The organism is Arthrobacter sp. NPDC080086 (genome assembly GCF_040702285.1).
On record NZ_JBFBKP010000021.1, the window covers coordinates 43,647 to 58,770 of the forward strand.

16 protein-coding genes are annotated in these 15,124 nt (G+C 65.2%); 7 read left to right on the forward strand and 9 right to left on the reverse strand.

What is annotated here, in order from left to right:
- The first annotated feature begins 10 nt into the window (after window positions 1-10).
- Both AB0305_RS09765 and AB0305_RS09770 read left to right on the forward strand, forming a co-directional pair.
- Window positions 11-1,375 carry a hypothetical protein gene (locus tag AB0305_RS09765; protein WP_366172665.1) on the forward strand — a complete coding sequence of 455 codons (1,365 nt, stop codon included), beginning with the start codon at window positions 11-13 and terminating at the stop codon, window positions 1,373-1,375.
- A 160-nt stretch (window positions 1,376-1,535) separates the two neighbouring features.
- Window positions 1,536-2,378 carry a DMT family transporter gene (locus AB0305_RS09770; protein ID WP_366172667.1) on the forward strand — a complete coding sequence of 281 codons (843 nt, stop codon included), beginning with the start codon at window positions 1,536-1,538 and terminating at the stop codon, window positions 2,376-2,378.
- On the opposite strand, the gene AB0305_RS09775 is transcribed toward AB0305_RS09770, so the two are convergent.
- The 4 genes from AB0305_RS09775 to AB0305_RS09790 form a co-directional block, all read right to left on the reverse strand.
- Complete coding sequence (locus tag AB0305_RS09775) at window positions 2,379-3,461, reverse strand: M14 family metallopeptidase (RefSeq protein WP_366172669.1); 1,083 nt, start codon at window positions 3,459-3,461, stop codon at window positions 2,379-2,381.
- A gap of 124 nt (window positions 3,462-3,585) precedes the next feature.
- Window positions 3,586-4,017 (reverse strand): DUF1090 domain-containing protein, encoded by a 432-nt coding sequence (locus tag AB0305_RS09780; protein ID WP_366172671.1) that lies wholly within the window; start codon window positions 4,015-4,017, stop codon window positions 3,586-3,588.
- A 200-nt stretch (window positions 4,018-4,217) separates the two neighbouring features.
- Window positions 4,218-5,519, reverse strand: coding sequence for an ATP-binding protein (locus AB0305_RS09785; protein WP_366172673.1), 1,302 nt, complete (start codon window positions 5,517-5,519; stop codon window positions 4,218-4,220).
- Window positions 5,516-6,259: a response regulator gene (locus tag AB0305_RS09790; protein ID WP_366172675.1), complete on the reverse strand. Its 744-nt coding sequence runs from the start codon at window positions 6,257-6,259 to the stop codon at window positions 5,516-5,518. The genes AB0305_RS09785 and AB0305_RS09790 overlap by 4 nt, the downstream gene beginning before the upstream one ends.
- A gap of 203 nt (window positions 6,260-6,462) precedes the next feature.
- Between AB0305_RS09790 and AB0305_RS09795 the strand changes: the two genes are divergently transcribed.
- The 3 genes from AB0305_RS09795 to AB0305_RS09805 all read left to right on the forward strand — a co-directional run bounded on the left by AB0305_RS09795 (window position 6,463) and on the right by AB0305_RS09805 (window position 8,438).
- Window positions 6,463-7,209 carry a cytochrome c biogenesis protein CcdA gene (locus tag AB0305_RS09795; protein ID WP_366172677.1) on the forward strand — a complete coding sequence of 249 codons (747 nt, stop codon included), beginning with the start codon at window positions 6,463-6,465 and terminating at the stop codon, window positions 7,207-7,209.
- A 181-nt stretch (window positions 7,210-7,390) separates the two neighbouring features.
- Entirely contained in the window at window positions 7,391-7,807 is a 417-nt protein-coding gene (locus tag AB0305_RS09800; protein ID WP_366172679.1) for an organic hydroperoxide resistance protein, read from the forward strand.
- A gap of 76 nt (window positions 7,808-7,883) precedes the next feature.
- The gene (locus AB0305_RS09805; protein WP_366172681.1) at window positions 7,884-8,438 is read left to right on the forward strand and encodes a thioredoxin family protein; all 555 of its coding nucleotides are present in this window, start codon (window positions 7,884-7,886) and stop codon (window positions 8,436-8,438) included.
- Between the two features lie 9 nt (window positions 8,439-8,447).
- Here the strand turns inward: AB0305_RS09805 and AB0305_RS09810 are convergent, their stop codons facing one another.
- The 3 genes from AB0305_RS09810 to AB0305_RS09820 all read right to left on the reverse strand — a co-directional run bounded on the left by AB0305_RS09810 (window position 8,448) and on the right by AB0305_RS09820 (window position 10,666).
- The gene (locus AB0305_RS09810; protein ID WP_366172683.1) at window positions 8,448-9,254 is read right to left on the reverse strand and encodes an enoyl-CoA hydratase; all 807 of its coding nucleotides are present in this window, start codon (window positions 9,252-9,254) and stop codon (window positions 8,448-8,450) included.
- 353 nt (window positions 9,255-9,607) lie between these two features.
- The gene (locus AB0305_RS09815; protein WP_366172685.1) at window positions 9,608-10,390 is read right to left on the reverse strand and encodes an alpha/beta hydrolase; all 783 of its coding nucleotides are present in this window, start codon (window positions 10,388-10,390) and stop codon (window positions 9,608-9,610) included.
- Window positions 10,391-10,444: 54 nt separating this feature from the next.
- On the reverse strand, window positions 10,445-10,666 hold the full coding sequence (locus AB0305_RS09820; RefSeq protein ID WP_366172687.1) for a hypothetical protein: 222 nt from the start codon (window positions 10,664-10,666) through the stop codon (window positions 10,445-10,447).
- 328 nt (window positions 10,667-10,994) lie between these two features.
- On the opposite strand from AB0305_RS09820, the gene AB0305_RS09825 reads away from it, so the two are divergent.
- A complete protein-coding gene (locus tag AB0305_RS09825; protein ID WP_366172689.1) occupies window positions 10,995-11,393 on the forward strand; it encodes a cupin domain-containing protein in 399 nt (132 codons plus the stop codon).
- Between the two features lie 33 nt (window positions 11,394-11,426).
- Window positions 11,427-12,470 (forward strand): alpha/beta hydrolase, encoded by a 1,044-nt coding sequence (locus tag AB0305_RS09830; protein WP_366172691.1) that lies wholly within the window; start codon window positions 11,427-11,429, stop codon window positions 12,468-12,470.
- A gap of 104 nt (window positions 12,471-12,574) precedes the next feature.
- Here the strand turns inward: AB0305_RS09830 and AB0305_RS09835 are convergent, their stop codons facing one another.
- Window positions 12,575-13,792: a ribonucleotide-diphosphate reductase subunit beta gene (locus tag AB0305_RS09835; protein ID WP_366172693.1), complete on the reverse strand. Its 1,218-nt coding sequence runs from the start codon at window positions 13,790-13,792 to the stop codon at window positions 12,575-12,577.
- 112 nt (window positions 13,793-13,904) lie between these two features.
- Window positions 13,905-15,020, reverse strand: coding sequence for a hypothetical protein (locus tag AB0305_RS09840; RefSeq protein WP_366172695.1), 1,116 nt, complete (start codon window positions 15,018-15,020; stop codon window positions 13,905-13,907).
- Window positions 15,021-15,124: the final 104 nt, after the last annotated feature.

Here is a 15,124-nt window from a genome sequence, read left to right on the forward strand (position 1 = left end):
TGGAATAACCATGCCCGAGCGCAACCGGCCGCCATACGAGGGCCTTTTGGGCGCGATTGCCGGGTCGACCACCCGCACCGAGACCGCGACGGGAGACCACCCCGGAGACCCCCGCGGCAGCGCCCGTGAGCCGATGTCCGGTGCCCGCTCCGCAACCGCCCCCAGCGCGGCGCAGCTGGCTGCCCAGGATGTGGCGAGCGACACCGCGCTGTGGCGCTTTGCGCTGGCTGCAGAACACGGTGGCCGCGCCCCGCACCCCGACGCCGCCCTGCATGACGATCTGTCCATCCTGCGCATCCTGCGCCGCTCCGATGGGCTGCGTCTGCTCCGGCAAGGACTGCGCAGCGCATTTCCCGGCTCGGCCCTGCGCTTGACCACCTTCTGGCCCGACGAGCAGCCACACGCCTACCCCGCCCGCACCGAAGCGCGCCCGGCTGAGTTTGGCGACCTGCTCGTGCTGCTGCGCCTGCGTGGCGCAGTCCCCACGCTGGACTGCCGCGCGCTGTTCCTCACCGCTCGCCGCATCGACCAGCCGGATGATGCGCTGGACAAGCACCACGCACTGCCGCAGGTGAATCTCTACGAGGGCTGGCCTGACTTCAACGTGTACGCCCGTTCGCCGATCAAGTCGCGCAATGCCGCCTTCCTTGGCAAGTTTGAACTGTCGACCGATCTGGAGCCGCTGCGCCGCATCGGCCCGGACCAGCGCCAATGGCGCTACCTGACGCCGTGCATGGGTCTGCAGCAGTACGCGCAGTGGCCCGGTGCCCGACCACCCTCGCCACTGCAATGGCGCTGGCCATCGGGCCCGCAGGCCGGTGGCGTGCGCCCGGGTTCGGGCTCGTTCACGGGCTTGCTGCGCCAGCTCGCTCGCCCGGAAGGCCCCGGGGAGGACTGCTCCGCCGGCACCGACGTGCCGACCTGGGGCCGCCTGATCAACAAGCTGCTCGACCACAGTTGGGAAGTTGCGCCAAGCCATGCGCTCAAGAGCGGCAACATCAGCTCGCTGGCGTTCTGGACGCGGCTGCGCGGCTTTCTGACAGCGGAATACCTGCTCGGCACGCATTCGCTGCAGAAGGGCTTTGGCGCCTCGCTGCAGTTCGAAATGGCCAACGGCCTGCAGGACATTGCCCGCGACGACTGGACAGCCACCACCGGCTTCGACCCCGAAGACCTGGACGTGCCGGGCGTGCGTGGCACGCTGCAGCGCATTGCGGCCTCCAAGCTGGCGGTGTTTGGCATGAGCGCCGAAGACCCGGCACCGCTGGCCGCGCCGCGCCCGCAGCGCGGTGTGACGCCACGCCCCGATGGTGAACGCGAAGGTCAGCGTGTGCTGCTGATCGACGTGATCCGCCCCAGCGCCGCCACCCTGTAGTTCCTCCGGAATAGCCCGCACCGCCAAACATCGGGCCGCAAGGCACGCTTGGCGGTGCTCAGCTATGCTGTGGCGTTGCCCTGCCGCCCCGGCGCCCTCGCCATCCCCCATGTCTTCCGCTGCTTCCTCCTCCCCTGCTTCGTCTTCGTCATCCCCCTGGATGCCCGTTCTTGCACTGATGGGCTCGATGGCTTCCGTATGCCTGGGCAATTCATTTGCGAAAACGCTGTTTCCCGCGCTGGGCGCAGCCGGCACCGTGACGTATCGCGTCACCATCGGCGCGATGATTCTGCTGGCGTTCTGGCGGCCCTGGCGCCTGCACCTGAGCCGCGCGGATGCCGGCCGCATCGCCCTGTATGGCGTCACGCTGGCGAGCATGAACCTGCTGTTCTATCTGTCGATCCAGCGGCTGCCGATTGGCATTGCCATCGCCATTGAATTCACGGGGCCGCTGGTGCTGGCAGTGGTGCTGTCGCGCCGGGCCCTCGACTTCGTGTGGATCGGGCTGGCGGTGGTGGGCTTGCTGATGCTGACGGTGGCGGACAAATCTGTTGGCCAGGTCGACCAACTGGGCGCGGCGTACGCGCTGGCGGCCGGCGTGTGCTGGGCGCTCTACATCCTGACCGGCAAAAACCTGGGCGGCCTGCATGCGGGCCAGGCGACGTCGCTCGGGATGACGGTGGGCGCGTTGTTCGCCCTGCCGTTTGGCGTGGCGCAAGCGGGCTCGGCGCTGCTGTCGCCATCGCTGATGCTGGCGGGGCTGGGCATCGGCGTGCTGTCGAGTGCGATTCCCTATTCGCTGGAGATGGTGGCGCTCAAGCACCTGCCAGGCAAAACGTTTTCGGTGCTGCTAAGCCTAGAGCCCGCCATCGGCGCGCTGGCCGGGGCCATCGTGCTGCACGAGCAACTGACAGGGCGGCAGTGGATTGCCATCGTGGCCATCATCGCCGCGTCAGCCGGTTGTGCGCTGACGGTGCGCGCGCCCCGCCCCATGCGGGACTGATTACCCGGAAAACCGCGCCACGGCTTGCAGTACGGCCATGCGCGTCTGCGCGTGGACCATGCCCTTCCACTCCGGTACGTCGCAAAAAAACGCATCGCGCAGTGCCTGACGGATGCCGGCCGCCTGCGCGGCACCGCGTTGCGGGTGCCGATACAGCCAATGGTCAGCCCGCAGCGCCTGCAGCACCGCCATGGGCGCGAGCGTGCCGAACTCCAGCGTGATGCACGTCTTCTCAATGTCGGATGGCAACGCGTACGCAATCCCGATCAGGTCGCCCTTCACCACCGACGATACGGAGCCCGGCGCAGAAATCGGGCGAACGTCCGCACCCCAGGTCCGAATGGCTCGCTCGAGCTCGGCCGGATCGGGGCTGGCGAACAGCTTCTCACCGTGGCCGTAAGCGCCCAGCCCGGTATGCACGTCGATCCACACCAGGCGGGACATGCCGGCGCCGTGCCGCGACACGATCTCGCGCATCTGCAGTGTGCTCCAGCAGGGCTCGGCGCCACCGTAGAACATGCCGTCGGCCACGCGGTACTGGCCCATCGTCGCTGCATCCTGCAGGGCTTTCTCGCCACGCGTGGCGATGTAGTGTTGCAGCGCAAGCTGATTGGCGGCACTGGGCGGCCAATCGGGCGGCAGCAAAAGCGGATCGACCTCGAGATACGCCGGGTTGGCTGATGCCGCCTCTGCAAAATCGACGCTGTTGCGGTTCAGGTCGACGTTGTCTTCATTCACACGCCGCACGTGCGCAAAGCCGTGCGGGTTGACGGCGTGCACGAACAGCAGCGCCACGTTGGCTGCCGTCAGCCTCGTGAACAGTGCATCGTCGTACAACAAGCCGATCTGGCAGCCGGAACCGCAGAAGCCTTCCACGCCGTGCACGCCAGACGTGACGATCACCAGAGACTGCGCCTGCGGCGGGGAAAACAACGCGGTGTCGATCGTGAGCGGCTCGCTCATCGGGCCGAGGGCCTTCGGATGGACGTGGCGTTCGATGCCGAGCCCGCGCGCCTGCGCTGCTGCAAGAAATTTGCTGCGCGCTTCGTCGTAGGTTTGCGCGAAGAACCGTTCGACCATCATGCCTCAGCCTCCGTTGGGAGCAGAAAACCTGCGCTGCGCAGTGTATCTGAGCGATATGTCGGCGGGCATGACAAAAAAAGAGCGCAAAAAAGGGGCCGAAGCCCCTTGTCCATTGGCGAAGCGATCAGCCCTTGACGGCAGCCCGATCGGCTTCTGCACTGCGCAGGTCCGCGGTCTTCTCACGCAGCTTGCGTTGCTTGTCGGCCAGGTTTCGCTCGGCCTTGCGGATCTTTTTGTCCTTGCCGTCGTTGCGGGCCGCACGCAGTTTGTCTTCGGCTTCGCGCACGTCCACCTGTGCCTTCTCGACGTCTCGTCGCGCATCGCTGACTTTGCGGTCCGCGCGATCGGCCAGGCCGGTGTTCGTGCAGTGGGCCTTGGTGTTGGCCAACGCATCTTGCAGGCCGGCGATGCGATTGGTATTGCCGTACTTCTGGGCATCACCGATCTGCGTTTCGATGGCGCGGATCTTGGTGCCGCAATCCACGTTGTCGGCAAAAGCCGGTGAGGCAACCGTCAGAGCAAATGGAACGATGGCAGCAAGCAGTGTCTTGTTCATCAGAAATATCCTTGTTTTCAGTGTGGCTCGAAGCGCAACCATAAGAGAACGGCGAGCCTGGACCCATCAGGCTCAACACAATCTCAACAGTCGCAACAACAAAAAAGGCCCTGACGGGCCCTTTTTCGAGTTTGAGATCGGTGCTTCCCTATATGGGTGCCAAAGCTTGCGGTTTGGGTCGACTGACGCCCACCGTGCGTTCATCCGAGCCTGACTTCGGCCACAAGGCCGCCGCCTTCACGGTTGCGCAAGGTGAGCACCCCACCCGCGGCCACCGCCAGTTGCTGCGCAATCGCCAGCCCAAGCCCGGTGCCACCCGTCTCCCGGCTGCGCGAATTCTCCAGCCGCACAAACGGCTGCAACACCGCGTCGAGCTTGTCTTCCGGAATGCCGGGCCCGCGATCACGCACTTCGATGACCACGGCTTCGCCGTCGCGGCGTACGCACAGTTCAGCCGCACCACCAAATTTGATGGCGTTGTCGGTCAGGTTGGTCAGCACGCGGCGCAGCGCATGGGGCCGCGTGACGATGGCGCCCGAGGTGTCCTGCTCCAGCGTGACGGGCTTGCCGGTGTCCTGGTAGTCATACGCGAGACTTTCCACCAACGACCCCACGTCGATACGTGATGGCTTTTCACCATCGCCGTGGGCGGTGCGCGCATAGGCCAGGCCCTCACGCACAAGCGTCTCGATCTCGGCCAGATCGCGCACCAGCTTGCGCTTCTCTTCGGAGTCTTCGGCCATCTCGGCGCGCAGCTTCATGCGCGTGATGGGCGTCTGCAGATCATGCGAGATGGCTGCCAGAATCTGCACGCGCTCTTCGACAAAGCGGGCAATGCGCTGGCGCATCGCGTTGAATGCGCGCGCCGCGCGTGCCAGTTCGGTGGGGCCGGTTTCATCCAGCGGCGGGGTCTGCGCGCTGGGGTTCAGCGCATCGGCAGCGTCCGCCAGCGCCACCAACGGACGGATGGACAGCCGCACCGCAAACCAGCAGCACACGATCAACAGCAGCAACTGCACCAGCAGCACATACGGCAACCACTGCGCGATGGGCGTCATGCGCGGATGCACGTCGATGGTGAGCGTGCTGCCGTCGCTGAGCGTCAGGTGCGCCTGCAGTTGCTTGCCGTCACCGGGAATCGACTCGACCGTGATGGGAAAGCGCCCGCCGCTGGCCTCGCTGATGCGCGCGGCGATGTCCCTGCCACGCTGCGTCATCTCCGGCACGCCGGGCGAACCCGGCCCCAGGATGTACTGATAGTTCCCGCGATTCAGGCGCCGCAGCCATTGCGGGCGTTCGGCTGCGGGCAGACGGTCGAGGATGGCGATGGCCGTGGACACATCGGTTTCCAGCGTGCCCAGCATGACCTCGCGCGCGCTCATGTAGCGCTCGGAAAACAACACCGCAAACGACAGTGCATACGCCACCACCAAGCCCGCCAGCAGGATCACGAACAGGCGCGAGCCGAGCGTGCGCGGCCACGCCAAGGCACGTGCGCTCATTGGCGTGCCTCCTTGATCTCCACGGGCTTGGAGAAGACATAGCCTTCGCTGCGCACGGTCTTGATGTAGGCCGGATCGCGCGCATCGTCGTTCAGGCGCTGGCGCAGGCGGCTCACCAGCAGGTCGACCGAGCGCTCGAACATCTCGGCCTCGCGGCCCTGGGTGAGGTTGAGCAGTTGGTCCCGATTGAACACGCGCATCGGATGGTCGACAAACACGCGCAGCAACCGGTATTCCGCGCCGCTCAGGGCGACGATGGTGCCCTCGGCATCGATCAGGTGACGTGCGGTGGTATCGAGTTGCCAGTCGCCAAAGGCCAGCATCCGGCCCGCTTCGGAAATCTGCAGGTTCGGCGGCAGCATGCGCGTGCGGCGCAGCACAGCCTTGATGCGCGCGAGCAATTCACGTGCGGCAAACGGCTTGGCCAGGTAATCGTCGGCGCCCATTTCCAGGCCGATGATGCGGTCGGTCTCGTCGTCGCGCGCGGTGAGCATCAGCACCGGCGTGGCCTTGTGCTTGCCGGCGCGCAGCTCGCGGCACAGCACCAGGCCGTCGTCGCCGGGCAGCATCAGGTCGAGCACGATCAGGTCGACGGTATTGGCCTCCAGGAACGCGCGCATGTGCCGCCCATCGGGCGATGCCGTCACACGCAGGCCGTTCTTGGTGAGATAGGTCGAAACCAGTTCGCGAATCTCACGATCATCATCGACGATCAGGATGTGGTCGACGTGGGCGTCCATGGGTGTCCTCGGCGCGTGGAAGATGGAAAGTCAGCGCCATTTTGCACCGCTGCGTGTGACGCAGGGCGCCCACCTTGTATCGGAATGCGTCTGGCCAGCACCTTTGTACAGTCCGATACAAATCGCCCCCACGGCGATACATGCCAGCGACGCGCGCGGCGTTTGATGGACGGCATCCCAATCCCTTACGGAGACTGTTCATCATGAGCCTGCTGATACTTGCCTACCTGGGCGGCGCGCTGACCATCCTGAGCCCGTGCATCCTGCCTGTCCTGCCCTTTGTGCTGAGCCGCACGGGACAGCCCTTCCTGCGCGGCAAGCTGCCGATGCTCGCCGGCATGGCGCTGACCTTTGCGGCGTTTGCCACGCTGCTCTCGGCTGGCGGCGCATGGGCCGTGCGCGCCAATGAAGTCGGCCGGTTTGCAGCGCTCGCGCTGCTGGCGGTGTTCGGGTTGTCGCTGCTATGGCCCAGGCTGGCCGATCTGATGGCGCGGCCGGCGGTGGCGCTGGGCAACCAGCTGGCGGGCCAAACCTCCACAGGAAATGCCTCGGCCGAACCGTCGGTGACGGGCTCCCTGCTGCTGGGCGTGGCCACGGGCATGCTGTGGGCGCCATGCGCGGGCCCGATCCTCGGCCTGGTGTTGACGGGTGTGGCGCTGAAGGGGACCAGCATTTCGAGTGCGCTGGCACTGGCGGCCTATGCGGCGGGTGCAGCCACATCGCTCGCGGCCGCGCTGGGGCTGGGCGGCCGGGTGTTCACGGCCATGAAGCGCGCCATGGGCCTGGGCGAATGGGCGCGTCGCGTCATGGGCGCGAGCGTGCTGAGCGGCGTGGCGGTCATCGGGTTCGGGGCAGATACCGGCCTGCTGGCGCGGCTGTCCTCCGGGGGCACGACGCAGCTTGAGCAAGCGCTGGTCAACGGGCTGGGCGTGAATCGGCCTGCGCCATAAGCCGACAACGCGGCTTTCTTGTACGCGTTTGTATCCAGCCGCCACAGAGATACATGCCCTGACAGAAACGCCCTTCCGCGCTACGTCAGGGATACGTCGGCCTTCTTTAATGCGTCTCGTGGCCCCGGTATCCGGGACGCAAATCCAACGCCCCTTCAATCAATCAACTAGGAGCATCACCATGACCCGCATTGAAAACGTGCTGTACACCGCTAAGGTCAACGTCACCGGCGGCCGCGATGGCCAGGCCCACAGCGATGACGACCGCCTGAATCTGAAGCTGTCGCCCCCGGGCAGCAACGGCCGCGGCACGAACCCGGAGCAACTGTTTGCCGCGGGCTGGTCGGCGTGCTTCATCGGCGCCATGGGCCGTGCGGCCAGCCAGATGAAGATCAAGCTGCCGGCTGACCTGTCGCTGCACACCGAAGTCGACCTGGGCACCACCGACGACGCGTTCTTCCTGCAAGCCCGCCTGAACGTGAGCCTGCCCGGCCTGGACCGCGAAGTGGCGCGGGCCGTGGTGGAGGCCGCGCATCAGCTTTGCCCGTATTCCAAGGCCACGCGCGGCAACATCCACGTCGAGCTGAACCTGGTCTGACGCACCGCACGGCCCGCCATGCAGGCCATCAGCGGCGGGCGGGCCGCCCTTTCCAATCTTTCAGGGATTCCACATCATGCGCACGACCTTCCGCGCCGCCCTTGCGGCCCTCGCCATCGGCGCCGTCTACGTTGTCGGCACCGGCGTACCCGCTTTCAGCCAGACCGCCGCCACCAGCGCCACGGCGCCCGAGTTTGCCGGCATCAACCAGTGGCTGAACTCCCCGCCGCTGGCCATGAAAGACCTGCGCGGCAAGGTCGTGCTGGTCGATTTCTGGACGTACTCCTGCATCAACTGCCTCAACACGCTGCCGCACGTGAAGCAGTGGTACGACAAGTACAAGGACCAGGGCCTGGTCGTCGTGGGCGTGCACACGCCGGAATACGCGTTCGAGAAATCCACCGCCAACGTGCAGGCCGCGCTCAAGCGCCTGGACGTGCGCTACCCGGTGGCGCAAGACAACAGCTACGCAACGTGGTCGGCCTTCCACAACCAATTCTGGCCCGCGCTGTATTTGATCGACGCGGAGGGTCGCATCGTCTACCAGCACTTTGGCGAGGGCCGCTATACCGAGACGGAAACCGCCATCCAGAAGCTGCTGGCAGCGCGCAAGCCGCAACAGCCCGCGTGATGGATCCCCTTACGCCCGCCAGCGGGCGGGCCGCTTTTCCAGGAAGGCGTCGATACCCTCGCCGGCGTCTTCTTCCATCATGTTGCGGGCCATGACATCGCCCGCATAGGCGTACGCATCGGCCAGCGGCATCTGCCGCTGCCGATAGAACATCGCCTTGCCGTAACGGATTGCGGTGGGGCTCTTGGAAACGATCTCCGCCACCTTGCGGGCCACGGCATCATCCAGCTCGGCCTCGGGCACGGCCTCGTTGACGAGCCCCCAGTCAGCCGCCGTCGCCGCATCGATAAAGCGCCCCGTCACCAGCATGTCGAACACGCGCTTCGGTAACACGTTGCGCGACAGCGCTACTGCCGGCGTCGAGCAAAACAGACCGACGTTGATACCCGATACAGCAAACCGCGCTGCGTCTGACGCGATGGCCAGATCGCAACTGCCCACCAGTTGGCACCCGGCCGCCGTCGCCACCCCGTGCACACGTGCAATGACCGGCACGGGCAGCGCCTGAATCGCCTGCATGACCGCGCTGCAGCGCGCAAACAACGCCTGGTAGTACGCCAGCGCTGGCGTGCCGCGCATCTCACGCAGGTCATGCCCGGCGCAGAAGGCCTTGCCCTCTGCCTCAAGCACCACACAGCGCACGCCGGCATCGCTGGCAATATCGCTCAGTGCACGATGCAGCGCATCCAGCATCGCCTCAGACAACGCGTTGAACTGCAGCGGCCGATTCAGCCGCAGTGTGACGACACCGTCGCGATCATCGCGCAGCACGGGCGTGTCGACGGTGGTGTCGATGTGGGTGGGGTTGGATTCCATGGGCGGGCTCCTTGTACCTTGCAGCAGCGACCGGGGTGGGCACAAGTCTATGGCCGCCAACCGCTACACGCCATCATGTGGATGGCGACTGGGACCGCCAACGTTGGCAACGCGGCACTTTCTTTGGCGGTGGTGAGGCGGTAGTGGATTGAAGCCCTGCGGGAACAAGGCGCTCGCGGGTGCTTTTTTTATTCGATGTTCGGAGGTCCATGTGCCGCCGCCATCCATGAAAGACCTGCGCGGCACGGTCATGCTAGCGACATTCACGTGCACAGCGCTGCGGGCGGCAACGCGGATGGCCCTGCGCGCCATGGGCGAAGGCCCCGACCAGCGCGCAGGCAATCGACACAGCCTTAGTTGCGTGTCTCGACCGCATGCACCGCGTCGAGAATCACCTTTGCCACATCCTGCGGCCGCGACTGCTGTGGGACATGGCTGGTCGGCAGGCTCGTCACCTTGGCGCCGATTTTTTTCGCCATGGCGCGCTCCAGGTCCGGCTGGATCATCCGGTCGTGCTCGCTGACGATGAACCACGAAGGCTTGCTCTGCCACGCCGCCACCGTCGTCCGCTCACCAAACGCCGTCGCTTTGATGGGCCCTTGCGTAGCGGCCATCACGCGGGCCTGCCCGGCCGGCACATCTTGCGCAAAATCGCTTGCCAACGCGGCGGCGGGTAGTGACAGATAGCCGTTGGCATCGGCCACCAGCTTGCCGATGCCGGGTGCCGGTGCATAGCCCTTGCCGACCTCCTCCGTCGACTGCCCCGCATCCGGCGCAAACGCGGCCACGTAGACCAGCCCTGCGACCTTGCTGTCCGCGCCGGCCTCGGTGATGACGGTGCCGCCCCACGAGTGCCCCACCAACACCACCTTGCCGGCCTGATTGCCGATGGCGCGGCGTGTGGCAACCACATCGTCGGCCAGCGAGTTCAGCCCGTTCTGCACGGCCTGCACCTTCACGCCCTTGGCCTGCAGCAGCGGAATGACTTTGGCCCAGTCGGACCCATCGGCAAACGCGCCGTGCACGATCACCACGGAAGGCGGCTCGGCGTTGGCCGCGGTGGCGGCAAAGAGGGGCGCACTGGCAGCCATGCCAAGTGCGAGCACTGCGATGGAAACGGAGGTGCGGTGGACCATGTCGGCTCCTTGTTGCCTTGTTAATGTGGAGGATTCGGGTTGCGCGAAGTGGGTTCAGGCGTGAGCACCGTCGTAGTACGGGTCGGCAGTGCGGGCGCCGTCGGTGTAGATGTCGGTGGCGCGAGCGCCTTCCGTATACGCATCGACGGCGCTTTGCACGGCGCGGGCACCTTCGGTGTACGGGTCACGTGCACCGACAGACGAGGCGGCTTGCGCGGCGGCAGCGGCCACAGCAAGTGCAACAACAGCAAGGGTCTTGGCAAGATTGCGGGTCATGATCGTCTTCCTTTGAACAGTGGGTTGGGTTGGGATGGCGCGGCAGGCCGGAGCCGTGTATTGACTCGCCGTCGCTGCCACGGAATGCATTGAAGACGTCTGACGTATCGCGCACGTAGCGTCGATCAGCCCGTTTTGTCTGGGCATGTACCGAGGCGGCGGCCGGATACATGCGCATACAAAACCCCGTCCACAGCGGCCCATTGCTACAGAGCAATACAAATCGGCGGCATCGTGAAACCGTCGGGATACATCGCGGGCGCTCAATGCTGGAAACGAGGCGAGCAACACCGTTCCTCGTCATCCATCCTTGCTCTCAGGAGTGCGCATGCAACCGAACCGAATGGCCACAGCCTTGCTCGCAATCGCGGGCGCCCTGGGTACACACAACGTATCTGCGCAAAGCGGCGGCGTATCCCGGACTGATCTGGTCCACCACAGCCTGGCCGCGAACGGCTACGAAACGCTGCAAGTCCGCGTGGACTTTGATGAGCACGCGTTCGCCCCCGCACACATGCACCCCGGCGAGGAAATCGCCCATGTGCTCAGCGGCACGATCGAGTACCGGCTGGGCGGACAAGCACCCGTGACGCTGCAAACCGGTCAGTCGTTGTTCATTCCGGCGGGCGTCGCGCATTCGGCCAGAAATGTCGGCAGCGGCAAGGCGTCGGAACTGGCGACGTATGTCGTACGGACCGGCGAGCCGCTGGTCACGCTCGTGCACTAACCGCCTCCCCCACCCCAAAAAGAGAGAACCGTCATGTCGAACGCCATCAACCTCCGCCGTCGCCGTCTTCTTGGAACCACCATCGCCAGCATTGGCGTGCTCGATCTCGGGCTGGCTGAACTCGTGCATGCGCAGCCGGCGCCGTCGAGTGCGAGCGCGTCACCGGCCGGCCAGTCCAATCCGTTCGGCGCGCTGCAGCAGATCGACGCCGGCGTGCTCAACATCGGCTATGCCGACCTGGGCCCGAAAAACGGCCCGGTGATGATCCTGCTGCATGGCTGGCCCTATGACATCTACAGCTACGCAGAGGTCGCACCGGCGCTGGCCGCGGCGGGCTATCGGGTGCTCGTCCCTTACCTGCGCGGCTATGGCACGACGCGCATCCGCTCATCCGATACGCCGCGCAACGGGCAGCAAGCGGCGCTGGCCGCCGACATCATCGCGTTCATGGATGCGCTCAAGATTAGGCAGGCCACCTTCGGCGGCTACGACTGGGGGGCGCGCACGGCAGACATCATCGCGGCGCTGTGGCCGGAGCGCTGCAAGGCGCTGGTGTCCGTCAGCGGCTACCTGATTGGCAGCCAGGAGGCCAACCGCAAGCCGCTGCCGCCGGCGGCGGAGTTTGCGTGGTGGTACCAGTTCTACTTCACGACCGAGCGCGGCGCACAAGGCTATGCCGCCAATTGCAAAGACTTCAACCGGCTGATCTGGAAGCTCGCCTCGCCGACATGGAAGTTTGACGACGCCACCTATGACCGCAGCGCCACCGCATTCGACAACCCGGATCACGTAGCCATCGTCATCCACAACTACCGCTGGCGCCTGGGGCTGGCCCAGGGTGAATCGAAGTACGACGCACTGGAGCAGCGTCTGGCGGCCGGCCCGGCCATCACCGTGCCCACCATCACCATGGAAGGCGACGCCAACGGTGCGCCGCACCCGGAGCCGTCTGCGTATGCAAAGAAGTTCACGGGCAAATACCAGCACCGGAACATCGGCGGCGGTATCGGGCACAACCTGCCGCAAGAAGCACCTAAGGCGTTTGTGCAAGCCATGCTGGACGCGGTGCATCTCTGAACCGCGTGCCATACCGGCATGCATTGGCTGCCCCCAAATGCAAACAGGCGACGCATGATGCGTCGCCTGTCTACGTTGATGCCGGGTCGGACTGATCGCTCAGATCATTCCCACGACAGCGCGCCACCGGTCTGGTACTCGATCACGCGCGTCTCGAAGAAGTTGCGTTCCTTCTTCAAGTCGATCATCTCGCTCATCCACGGGAACGGGTTTTCTTCGTTCGGGAAGAGTGCATCCAGGCCGATCTGCTGGCAGCGACGGTTGCAGATGAAGCGCAGGTAGCCCTTGAACATCGGCGCGTTCAGGCCCAGCACGCCGCGCGGCATGGTGTCTTCTGCGTAGCGGTATTCCAGGTCGACGGCCTTCTTGAACAGCTCCGTGATCTCGGCCTTGAACTCGGCCGTCCACAGGTGCGGGTTCTCCAGCTTGATCTGGTTGATCAGGTCGATGCCGAAATTGCAGTGCAGCGACTCGTCGCGCAGGATGTATTGGTACTGCTCGGCGGCACCCGTCATCTTGTTCTGACGGCCCATCGCCAAAATTTGCGTGAAGCCGACGTAGAAGAACAGGCCTTCCATGATGCACGCGAAGACGATGAGCGACTTCAGCAGCTTCTGGTCGTTCTCCGGCGTGCCGGTCTTGAAGGACGGGTCCGTCAACGTGTCGATGAACGGGATCAGGAACTCGTCCTTGTCACGGATCGACTGCACTTCGTGGTACGCGTTGAAGATCTCGGCCTCGTTCAGGCCCAGGGATTCCACGATGTACTGATACGCGTGCGTGTGGATCGCCTCTTCAAACGCCTGGCGCAGCAGGTACTGGCGGCATTCCGGCGCAGTGATCTGGCGGTACGTGCCCAGCACGATGTTGTTGGCGGCCAGCGAGTCGGCCGTCACGAAAAAGCCCAGGTTGCGCTTGATGATGCGGCGCTCGTCTTCGGTCAGACCGTTCGGGTCCTTCCACGTGGCGATGTCGCGCGACATGTTGATTTCCTGCGGCATCCAGTGGTTTGCACAGCCGGCCAGATACTTTTCCCAGGCCCACTTGTACTTGAACGGCACCAGCTGGTTGACGTCAGTGGCGCCGTTGATGACGCGCTTGTCGGCGGCGTTCACGCGGCGGTTGCTCTGTGCGGCGGCAGCGTTCGGGTTGTTGCCGAGGATGCCCGTGCCCGAATTGACAGCAGCGGCGGTGGCCGACGGGGGCAGCACGCCACCCTGGTCAGCGGTGGCCGGTTGCAGTTGCGGCTGCGGTTGATACACGGGCTGCGGTGCAGCAGCGGGTTGTGCGGCAGGTTTGACGTCGTCGTCCCAGCTCAGCATATGTGTTTCTCCTGAATTCTTGGTTGTCGCTCCCGCGCAGGTGGGAGCCCAGCGTCGTTCACGTCACTGGGTCCCCGCCTGCGCGGGGACGACAGCGAGATACTTCTTAGACTTACTGGCAGGCTTCGCATTCCTCGAAGCCGGGGTCGCCGGGGCGCATCGTGCACACGGCGCCTTCGGCTTCCGGCATGGCCTGCGCGGTGGCGGCAGCGGCATCCAGAGCGCTGGTCGGCGCGGCCGAAGTCACACCCGATGCACCGGCAGCCGACACACCACCCACATCACCACCCGACGACACCGCATTGAGCGTGCCGCGCGACACGGTCGACTTCTCCACGTGCGTGGCGCCGATCGTGCGCAGGTAGTACGTGGTCTTCAGGCCACGCAGCCAGGCCAGCTTGTAGGTGTCGTCCAGCTTCTTGCCCGACGCGCCGGCCATGTAGATGTTCAGCGACTGCGCCTGGTCGATCCACTTCTGGCGACGCGAGGCGGCTTCCACCAGCCATTGCGGCTCCACTTCGAAGGCCGTTGCGTACAGGTCGCGCAGGTCTTGCGGGATGCGGTCGATGCGGGCCAGCGAGCCGTCGAAGTACTTCAGCTCGGCGACCATCACTTCATCCCACAGGCCGCGCGCCTTCAGGTCGCGCACCAGGTAGTCGTTGACCACCGTGAACTCGCCCGACAGGTTCGACTTGACGTACAGGTTCTGGTACGTCGGCTCAATGCAAGCCGACACGCCGATGATGTTGGAGATGGTGGCCGTCGGGGCGATCGCCACGCAGTTCGAGTTGCGCATGCCGTGTTGCTTGATGCGCGCGCGCAGGCTGTCCCAGTCCATCGTCGACGACATGTCGGCTTCGAGGTATCCGCCACGCTCTTCGGCCAGCAGCTTGAGCGAGTCTTGCGGCAGGATGCCGCGATCCCACAGCGAGCCCTCGTAGGTGCTGTAGCGGCCACGCTCTTCGGCCAGCTCGGTCGACGCCCAGTAGGCGTAGTAGCACACGGCTTCCATCGAGGTGTCAGCAAACTGCACGGCACCTTCGCTGGCGTACGGAATGCGCAGCACGTGCAGCGCGTCCTGGAAGCCCATGATGCCCATGCCGACCGGGCGGTGGCGCAGGTTCGACTCACGCGCCTTCTTGACCGCGTAGTAGTTGATGTCGATCACGTTGTCGAGCATGCGCATGGCGGTGCGCACGGTCTTCTTCAGCTTTTCGTGATCCAGCACCACGCTGCTTGATCGAGCGCGAGATGTTCGAGGGTTCGCTGATGATGGGCCGCCGCGTGCTGGAGGGGTTCGGCAAGGAGCCGTACGAGGCACACCGCATCGCC

What these genes read in the sequence shown, in the direction of transcription:
- AB0305_RS09765 (WP_366172665.1), top strand. Translation starts at nt 11, where the DNA reads ATGCCCGAGCGCAACCGGCCGCCATACGAGGGCCTTTTGGGCGCGATT.
- AB0305_RS09770 (WP_366172667.1), top strand. Translation starts at nt 1,536, where the DNA reads ATGCCCGTTCTTGCACTGATGGGCTCGATGGCTTCCGTATGCCTGGGC.
- AB0305_RS09775 (WP_366172669.1), bottom strand. Translation starts at nt 3,461, where the DNA reads ATGATGGTCGAACGGTTCTTCGCGCAAACCTACGACGAAGCGCGCAGC.
- AB0305_RS09780 (WP_366172671.1), bottom strand. Translation starts at nt 4,017, where the DNA reads ATGAACAAGACACTGCTTGCTGCCATCGTTCCATTTGCTCTGACGGTT.
- AB0305_RS09785 (WP_366172673.1), bottom strand. Translation starts at nt 5,519, where the DNA reads ATGAGCGCACGTGCCTTGGCGTGGCCGCGCACGCTCGGCTCGCGCCTG.
- AB0305_RS09790 (WP_366172675.1), bottom strand. Translation starts at nt 6,259, where the DNA reads ATGGACGCCCACGTCGACCACATCCTGATCGTCGATGATGATCGTGAG.
- AB0305_RS09795 (WP_366172677.1), top strand. Translation starts at nt 6,463, where the DNA reads ATGAGCCTGCTGATACTTGCCTACCTGGGCGGCGCGCTGACCATCCTG.
- AB0305_RS09800 (WP_366172679.1), top strand. Translation starts at nt 7,391, where the DNA reads ATGACCCGCATTGAAAACGTGCTGTACACCGCTAAGGTCAACGTCACC.
- AB0305_RS09805 (WP_366172681.1), top strand. Translation starts at nt 7,884, where the DNA reads ATGCGCACGACCTTCCGCGCCGCCCTTGCGGCCCTCGCCATCGGCGCC.
- AB0305_RS09810 (WP_366172683.1), bottom strand. Translation starts at nt 9,254, where the DNA reads ATGGAATCCAACCCCACCCACATCGACACCACCGTCGACACGCCCGTG.
- AB0305_RS09815 (WP_366172685.1), bottom strand. Translation starts at nt 10,390, where the DNA reads ATGGTCCACCGCACCTCCGTTTCCATCGCAGTGCTCGCACTTGGCATG.
- AB0305_RS09820 (WP_366172687.1), bottom strand. Translation starts at nt 10,666, where the DNA reads ATGACCCGCAATCTTGCCAAGACCCTTGCTGTTGTTGCACTTGCTGTG.
- AB0305_RS09825 (WP_366172689.1), top strand. Translation starts at nt 10,995, where the DNA reads ATGCAACCGAACCGAATGGCCACAGCCTTGCTCGCAATCGCGGGCGCC.
- AB0305_RS09830 (WP_366172691.1), top strand. Translation starts at nt 11,427, where the DNA reads ATGTCGAACGCCATCAACCTCCGCCGTCGCCGTCTTCTTGGAACCACC.
- AB0305_RS09835 (WP_366172693.1), bottom strand. Translation starts at nt 13,792, where the DNA reads ATGCTGAGCTGGGACGACGACGTCAAACCTGCCGCACAACCCGCTGCT.